The sequence below is a fragment of the Deltaproteobacteria bacterium genome (assembly GCA_013151235.1).
Classification (GTDB): domain Bacteria; phylum CG2-30-53-67; class CG2-30-53-67; order CG2-30-53-67; family CG2-30-53-67; genus JAADIO01.
Genome location: JAADIO010000032.1, coordinates 68,556 through 76,922 on the forward strand (window position 1 = coordinate 68,556; position 8,367 = coordinate 76,922).

3 protein-coding genes are annotated in these 8,367 nt (G+C 54.2%); all 3 read left to right on the forward strand.

All coding sequences use genetic code 11. The annotated features are described in order from the left end of the window. The first annotated feature begins 11 nt into the window (after positions 1-11). A complete protein-coding gene (locus tag GXP58_06215; GenBank protein NOY53202.1) occupies positions 12-251 on the forward strand; it encodes a hypothetical protein in 240 nt (79 codons plus the stop codon). Between the two features lie 1,074 nt (positions 252-1,325). Further along, positions 1,326-2,105: a hypothetical protein gene (locus tag GXP58_06220; protein ID NOY53203.1), complete on the forward strand. Its 780-nt coding sequence runs from the start codon at positions 1,326-1,328 to the stop codon at positions 2,103-2,105. A gap of 747 nt (positions 2,106-2,852) precedes the next feature. Continuing rightward, a partial coding sequence (locus GXP58_06225; protein ID NOY53204.1) for an acyltransferase domain-containing protein occupies positions 2,853-8,367 on the forward strand: 5,515 nt, incomplete at its 3' end.

Genomic DNA, 8,367 nt, shown 5'->3' on the forward strand with positions numbered 1-8,367 from the left:
AGGTGTAGACCATGAGGTTCTCAACATCTTTTCGTAACGCCCGCCCCGGCGGTTTTGCAACTTTTTTCATCTTCCAGGGCAGTCTCCTGATCCTGTTAGGGCTTCTGATCGTCCTCTTTCCGGCCCTTCTCCGGGTTATGGTGGCCACCTTCTTCATCCTTATCGGCCTCATGGTCTTGGGTTTCGGGCTTTCCATCCGGAGTGTGGAACGGGGCGGCCCGGGGAGCCGGGGCGGTTTCCTGGATCTTTGATCGGCCGGTTATCATCGGTTTTATCTCACGTTGGCATGACCGTTCTCTGCATGATATCAGGTTCTTGAGCCGTCACATTCTTGAATCAATAAGATCGAAAAAGGGGTTGGTGCGCCTTCCCCTTTTTTTTTCGGGAGTGATTGCAGCAGGTGATCTTGCGGCAGAGATTGCAACGGTCGGTGCTGCACCACTGGCAGAAGTTACAGTCGGGGCAGGGGTACTTCTTCTCCGGTCTTTTCTCTCGCGCTTCCATGCTTACAGTATAGCGAAGAGGCGGGGGGTGGCGCAATCGAAGGGGAGAACTTTGTGCGAAGCAATATTGATGGTCTCGTAAGAAGTCCCCAAGACCCTTCGATGTTTCGGCACACTCCAAGAAGATCGGCCCTTCCCTGACCTTTGAGCGATTATGGAAAGAACGGGGGATTGCCAAGGTTATTCAGGACCTACGGAGGGATCGGAAATCCGGATCCGATGTGGAACGGGTGGTCTATCTGACCGTACTGCATCGGTTTTTTATCTCCGGATGCAGTTGCCCTGAATTACAAGGAACTCTGGCAGGTCGAGCATGCTTTTCGGACATGAAATCTCTTCTTGTCAGGCAGTTCGATCTTCCCCTATAGAAGATCAGCTACAAGTTGGTTCTGGCCGATCTGGCATAGGAGGCGCTTGGAGTAAAAAACAGTCTTTTCCACTCCCTCATGAATGTGTACGCAGACTATCTCCTTGGGGAGCTAAAAAACGGCAGCGATCACAAAGAAAGCAGCCTTAAGAAATACTTTTGCCGTTCTTCCGTTCCCGTACCTTCTTGCCTACCTGTCATAAATTGCCGGGTCTGCAATCCATTAATTGGGTCACGCCCGGGGGGGAAAGTGTTGTACAACAAAGGAATATACGTATCTTCGGTAGTTGGTATGGAGTTTGCTTAAATTCTTTTTATGGGTGGTTACTATTTCTCTGCTGTGAGGAGGATTAAGAGTCTGACAGGATCACATCAGTGATCTAACTGAAAGGAAGGTGATGCAGGACATGCTCAGGGGATATGAAGAAGGTTTGTTTTCGAAAGGAGGATGAGTAATGAATGGAATCCATGGAGTAAGGGGAGCCGGGTTGTCGTACGCAGTCCCGGATGGAGCAGGAAGCAGGGAGACTTTTTTTAATAGCAAGGATATGGATCAAAATGGTGCCCTAAGCCGGGATGAGTTGGGTGTGCCGGAGGATGTCTTCCAGTATATGGACCGGAACAAGGACGGGGGTGTAGACAAGAAGGAACTGAACTCTTATTTTTCTGTCAGGAGACTCGATAAGGCCGTCACCGGACTGATCGGGAGAAAGGATGAGAATGACGACAGAGTTCTGAGTGTTGAGGAATTTGGGGTTTCCGATGAGGTCTATCAGGTTATAGATAAGGATAAGAACAATGAGGTTGACAGGTCGGAATTGAACCGGTTCCTGCCGGAATATACCCTTGCAAACAGGGCGAAGAGGCTGATTGATGCAAAGGATTCCAACGGGAATCAGGTGCTTAGCATGGAGGAAATGGGGGTGCCCGGGAAGGTGTTCGAGAATATCGATACCGACGGAGACGGCCAAGCATCCATGGACGAGATTGCCCATTGGCACCCCGTTCATAATCTAAATGAAAAATCGATCCATATCATTGCTTCCAGAGATCTTAACGGCGACAACCTCCTGGGTGAGGACGAGGTTGCAAACCAGGACATACTCCAAAATGTAGATCTCAATTGCGATAAACAGATAAACAGGGTGGAACTGAATCTTTCCCTCTACCGAAGTCTCTCTTCTGTTTCCTTGCTCAGGGATGGCGGCGTCAGCAGAATGGACATCAAGGTGTAGGGCGACTGACTTTCCCGTTGCCGGTTTAACCGGCATCTAATCCCCCCTTCGAAAAGCCCAAGGGGGGATTAGATGCCACATCTCCTCCCATTTTCCCGGTTGTTTCCCCCGTTTCTTCCTTTCAAACCATGCAACAGCATCCAACCAAAAATATAGTGGGCCAATAGTTGGCCATGCCGTACATCGTAGTGGAAAACTTTTTCCACTATTGTGAAAAACTTTTCACACAAGTGGTAATAGTTTTCCTGTCTTCATCGGTTCTATTCCGCATAATAATCCAACTATCACTATTTTTGCCGGTGAAAAAGTTCCGGGTTAGGATGGGCTATATCGGATTTACGGTTCTATCATGAGATCGGTCGGATTATGGAAAAAATTCTTAAGATCCTATGGTATAGGGATCACCTTCTGAAACGGGCTATCCACTCTATACCTTGTTTTTTGTGCGTTTTCGGGTCATGACATAAGGAAAAAGAGTTTTTCCGTAAAAAGTCTCTAATATTTGGCATCTGAATTGCTTGTTTTAACGCAGACAGGGGACCAAAAGAGGCTTGGCCCGTCTGTTGGGTTTGCTTGACAATGCCGGCAGTAACAGATATTGTTAGCCAAGGATATGTTGGCTATCCGTCAATATGTTAACTGTGTTAAATTGACGAAACCATTTTGTACGGCAATACATTTTCGGTATTTTGACAGCAATTTGGGCAAATATGACTTAATTGTGTTTTTGTCTGTAAGGGAAACTCGATGAAGAAGTTTCAGAAGTTAGTTTATACACCTTCCGGGCTGAGCGATCCAACTCTGGCGATTGCGGCATGCCGGGCTGGAGGTGTAGGAATACTGAATATGGAAATTATTACTGATCCGGTATCCCTTCGCAGGGGACTTGGATTGCTGCACCTGAAGTCGGGGGCGCCTTACGGTCTGAAGCTGAAGACGCTGCAGAGAGATCTCCTGGATGTCGTTGTAGACTATGCGGCAAAAGGATTGCGATGGTTGATTGTGGACTGCCGCTCTGCCTGCGGTGCTGCGGATGCAATCCGATCGCTGAGGAAAGAGGGCGTTCGGGTACTGGTTGAGGTTCTTTCCCTTGAATGGCCGGAAGACCCTGTGGATGACTTGGTCGACGGACTTGTTCTGAAGGGAAATGAAGCCGGAGGACGTGTCGGCGAGTACAGCACCTTTATACTGCTCCAGAAATGGCGTCGACAATGTCGTGACGGTGGATTGGAACTGTTCGTTCACGGCGGTGTCACGCCGCAGGTGGCGGCTGCCTGTGGCTCGCTTGGTGTTTCCGGAGGGGTCATGGACAGTCAGGTCCTGCTGATGGAAGAGTCTCCATTGAGGATTGTGCTACGCCCTTTCCTTGAAAGGCTTTCAGGGAGCGAGACCATAGCGGTCGGAGAGTCGGCGGGTGGAGGTTACTTCCGTTACCTCTTGCGGCGGGATATGCTGGAGTCCGTATCCTTTTCCGAGGAGTGTCGGGGGAAAGGTATAGACTCCCTGGAAGATGCCGCTGCGGAGAAAATAGACTGGCAGGATCCCTCGAACGGTATCCTGCCTGTAGGGCAGGACGCCTGTTTTGCAGCTCCGTGGGCAGAAAAGTACGGACGTATCTCGGTCCTTTTCAGGGCGATAGACCTGGCCGTTGGTAAGAATGCCGCCTTGACTCTGCAGAGTTATCCGATGTGTGAGAATTCCCCGCTCTCGATGAATCTTGGAACCAGGCTTCCGGTCGTCCAGGGTCCAATGGCAAGGGTATCCGACATCCCTGCCTTCGCCATCAAGGTGGCGGATGACGGGGCGTTGCCGGTGATGGCGCTTGCCTTGATGAGGGGGGAACGCCTGAGCGCTCTTCTTGAAAGGACAGCCGGGGAACTTGGTAATCGTCCATGGGGTGTGGGTCTGTTGGGGTTCGCCCCAGCGGATTTACTCCGTGAACAATTCGATCTGGTGAAGAAGCTCCGTCCGGCTGCAGCGGTATTGGCCGGTGGTCGTCCCGACCAAGCCCGCCGACTTGAAGAGGCCGGGATAAGTACGTTTCTGCATGTGCCTTCTCCCGATCTGATACCACTTTTCATTGAGCAGGGGGTAAGGCGTTTTATTTTGGAAGGTCGGGAATGCGGCGGCCATATCGGTCCGCTCAGTTCCTTCGTACTCTGGAGCGGTATAACAGACCGTCTTGCCGATGAGATAGAGTTAGGGAAGATATCCGGCGAGGAGGTCTCCGTCCTTTTTGCCGGAGGCATCCATGATTCCTTCTCATCCGCGATTGCACAGGTTGTCGCTGCCCCCCTGATTGAAAAAGGAGTGCATATCGGTATTCAGATGGGAAGCGGGTACCTTTTTACAAGAGAGATTGTAGAGATTGGAGCCATTGTTCCGGTTTTTCAGGAGGAAGTTGTAGCATGTTCCAGGACGGTCGTGTTGGAGTCCGGTCCGCATCACGAATGCCGCTGCTCTTTTACACCCTTTGCCGGGTCCTTCCTGGAAACAAGAAATCGGTTGATGGCGCAACGGGTCCCGGCGGCAGAGATCCGCAAGACCCTGGATGACCTGATCATGGGCAGGTTGTGTTTGGCAGCGAAGGGCTACGCCAGGAGAGCGGACGGGAAGGAGGTTCATGTCCTTGACTTGCAGGAGCAGCAACGTGAAGGGATGTATATGGTCGGCGAGCTTGCTACTCTCCGTTCGAAGAGGATAGACATCCCGGCCCTGCACCGTGGTGTGACGGTTGACGCTTACAAGCTTCTTCATGATAAGGCGGGGGTTTCTCTTCAGGGGTCAGCCGGGAAAGAACCGCCGCCCCGCCCCGCGGATATAGCTGTTATCGGGATGGCCGCGGTACTCCCCAAGTCCGGGAGCACGAGGGAATACTGGAAAAACATCCTGAACAAGGTGGAAGCAATCTCGGAGATTCCATCTCACAGGTGGGACTGGCACCTTTATTTTGACGAAGACAGGAACGCGAAAGATAGGATATATTCCAAATGGGGCGGGTTCCTGGAAGAGATGATATTCGATCCCGTTCGTTATGGCATGCCGCCCAAGTCGATTAAGTCCATCGATCCAATGCAGTTGATGGCGCTGGAGGTTGCGCGCCGGACCTTGGAAGATGCGGGCTACGGCAAAGGGGATCTGGACGGCGAACGTGCATCTGTCATCATAGGGGCCAGTGGCGGCACGGGGGATGTGGGGATGCAATACGGCCTCCGAGCCGAACTGCCGCGGTTCCATGGGGATCTTCCTCCCGCAGTTTCGGAGCGTCTGCCGGAATGGACTGAGGATTCATTTCCCGGGATACTGCCTAATGTCATAGCGGGTCGCATAGCCAATCGTCTGGATCTTCGCGGTGTGAATTTTACTACGGATGCGGCGTGCGCTTCATCCATGGCAGCGCTCTACCAGGCGGTGTCTGAACTGGTTGCGCATCGCAGCGACTTCGTAATCGTCGGAGGAGTGGATACTGCACAGGACCCCTTCAGTTTCATGTGTTTCAGCAAGACTCAGGCACTCTCTCCCTCGGGCAAATGCAGGACGTTCGACGTTTCGGCGGACGGTATCGTCATCTCAGAAGGGATTGCCATGGTGGCCCTGAAGCGTCTGGATGAGGCGGAACGGGATGGGGATCGTATATATGCAATCATAAAGGGAATAGGGGGAAGCAGTGACGGGAAGGCCAAGGGGCTGACGGCTCCGTTGCCAGCGGGCCAGGTGCTGGCTATGAGGCGTGCGTACGAGCAGGCGGGTTTTTCTCCCGCTACCGTGGAGTTGTTCGAAGCGCACGGGACCGGAACTGTGGTGGGGGATACGGCAGAGTTGGAGAGCACGACGAGCCTGCTGCGGCAGGCCGGGGCGCTTCCTCTGCATGCGGCCGTGGGATCTGTCAAAACCCTTATAGGGCATACGAAGGCTACGGCTGGAATCGCCGGATTGATCAAGTCTGTTTTGGCCCTGTATCATCATGTCTTGCCTCCGCATGCCGGGGTTGAGCGGCCGAACAGTACTCTCATGGATCCGGAGAGCCCCTTGTACCTTGTCGATGAGGCTATGCCGTGGATCGAGGTGGGGGGACACCCGCGCCGTGCGGCCGCAAGCGCGTTCGGGTTCGGCGGAACCAATTTTCATGTTGTGATGGAAGAGTATGCAGGAGAATACAGGCCGTGGCTGAAGGAATCTATAATGCAGCATCGGCCGGCGGAGTTGTGCCTGTTTTCGGGTTGTGACAGGAAGGAACTGATCTCCAGGTTGGAGGCGATAATCAGGGGGGGGGAGAAGGCCCGGGGGGTGGCATTGCGCGATGTCGCCTATAACCTTGCGCGTGGAGTGCGGACAGGCAAGGAACGGGTTGCTGTTGTGGCGAAGGACCTGGATGAACTCCTCACCGGGACGGCGCATGCACTGGCTCGCCTGAAAGGTGACGAGGTGTCACCTGCCGCCGGGGGCTATGATAGCAGCACCTTGTCGTCTGCCGGCAAAGTCGCGGTTCTGTTCCCGGGACAGGGGGCGCAGTACGTCGGTATGTTCCGTGAACTGGCGGTCTTCTTTCCGGTCATCGCCGAGGCAATTTCGGATGCGGATGATCACCTTGGGGAACGTTTCGAGGAGCGCCATGGGCCGGGTTCAAGGCTGAGCCGTTTCATATTCCCCAAGGGGACCTACGATGACCGGAGACTTGTGGAGGCCGGTGATTTCCTCAAAGCCACCGATATTGCCCAGCCGGCGCTGGGGGCCGTGGAGGCGGGTCTGTGGCGGTTGATGACCTCGCATTTCGGTTTGAAGGCGGACATGCTCGGCGGGCACAGCTATGGCGAATTTTCCGCCCTCTTTGCCGGAGGAGTGATGGATTTCCCTACATTCATAAGGCTCTCAGAAGCGCGTGGCAGGTATATCGTGGATGCTGTATGTGAACATGGAGATGAGCTGGGCGGCATGGCTGCGGTCATGGCTCCTCGCGAGGTTGTGGGCAGGATGATCGACGGTATGGATGATCTCGTGATTGCCAATCACAATGCTCCTGAACAAACGGTGATCTCGGGTTCTCTTTCAGCCCTCGGCAAGGCCGTTGAGATAATCACCGAAGCTGGCTTACAAGCCCGTGGGCTACCGGTCGCCGCCGCGTTTCATTCTCGTTTCGTAGAGCCGGCCAAGTCGGTTTTCGCGGAATCGATAAGGGAGACCCGTTGGAACGAACGGTCCATTCCGGTCTATTCCAATACCACCGGTTGCCCGCATGACCGGAACGTGGAGCGGATGAAAGATACGATGATCGAGCACCTGGTCCGGCCGGTGGAGTTCGTCAGACAGGTCGAGGCCATGCATGGAGACGGGGCCCGTATATTTGTTGAGCTTGGTCCCGGGTCGATCCTTACAAGGTTGGTTGACCGTATCCTGGAGGGGAAGCCTCATCAGGCCTTTGCCGTGGACGCACACGGCGGCGGTGTTGTCGGGCTTCTGCATCTCCTGGGCCGTCTCTTTGCCTCCGGTCTTGACGTTGAAGTTCGTCCTCTGTTTGAAGGACGTGGATGCAGGGAGTGCGATCCTGATGATTTGCGAAGCCTTGTGCGGGCGGAGTCTGTTCCCGCCCATGCCTGGTTACTTAACGGGAGTGGCGCAAGGCCGTCAGGTACGCCGGTCAGGCAGGTGGGGGCTCTCCGGGAAGGCCGGTTTGGGCCTGACGGAGATACAGAGCGGCCGGAGACCAAAGCGGTTGAGGGACGCATGGGAAAGGAAGTGCCGGCTTTGCCCGGTGACGTGAAAAAATTGGAGGAAAGAGAGGGGCTTAAGATGGTTATGGACAGGCATGGGCGGACTTCTCCACAGTCGGAGATCATGTCGGAATATTTTCTTACGATGCGGCGTTTCCTCGATACACAGGAGAGCATAATGTCGCAGTACATATCGGGAAGGACGGGACGGCCGCGCCGTGCCTCCCTCCCCTTGCAACGGTTGTCCCGGTCCGGGACGGAGATGGGTGTGGAGCCTTCTCTCGGATTTCGCAACGATTTGTCGGAAGAGAAACCGACCGGTGGAGGAGGCGTGATCCCTGAGAGTGAAAGGCCCGTGGGGAGAAAGGCTGGACCTGTGGTTGCCGAAGACGGTAAACATACGTCGAGGAAGCCTGTCGGGGAAGTCGGAATACCTCGCAGCGAATCTCTGGAGGAGATTATCTATTCCATCGTCGAGGAGAAGACCGGCTACCCCCGCGAGATGGTCGGCCTGGATCAGGATCTGGAGGCGGATCTCGGTATCGATTCGATCA

Coding starts and splice junctions, on each gene's coding strand:
- GXP58_06215 (NOY53202.1), top strand. CDS start 12: ATGAGGTTCTCAACATCTTTTCGTAACGCCCGCCCCGGCGGTTTTGCA.
- GXP58_06220 (NOY53203.1), top strand. CDS start 1,326: ATGAATGGAATCCATGGAGTAAGGGGAGCCGGGTTGTCGTACGCAGTC.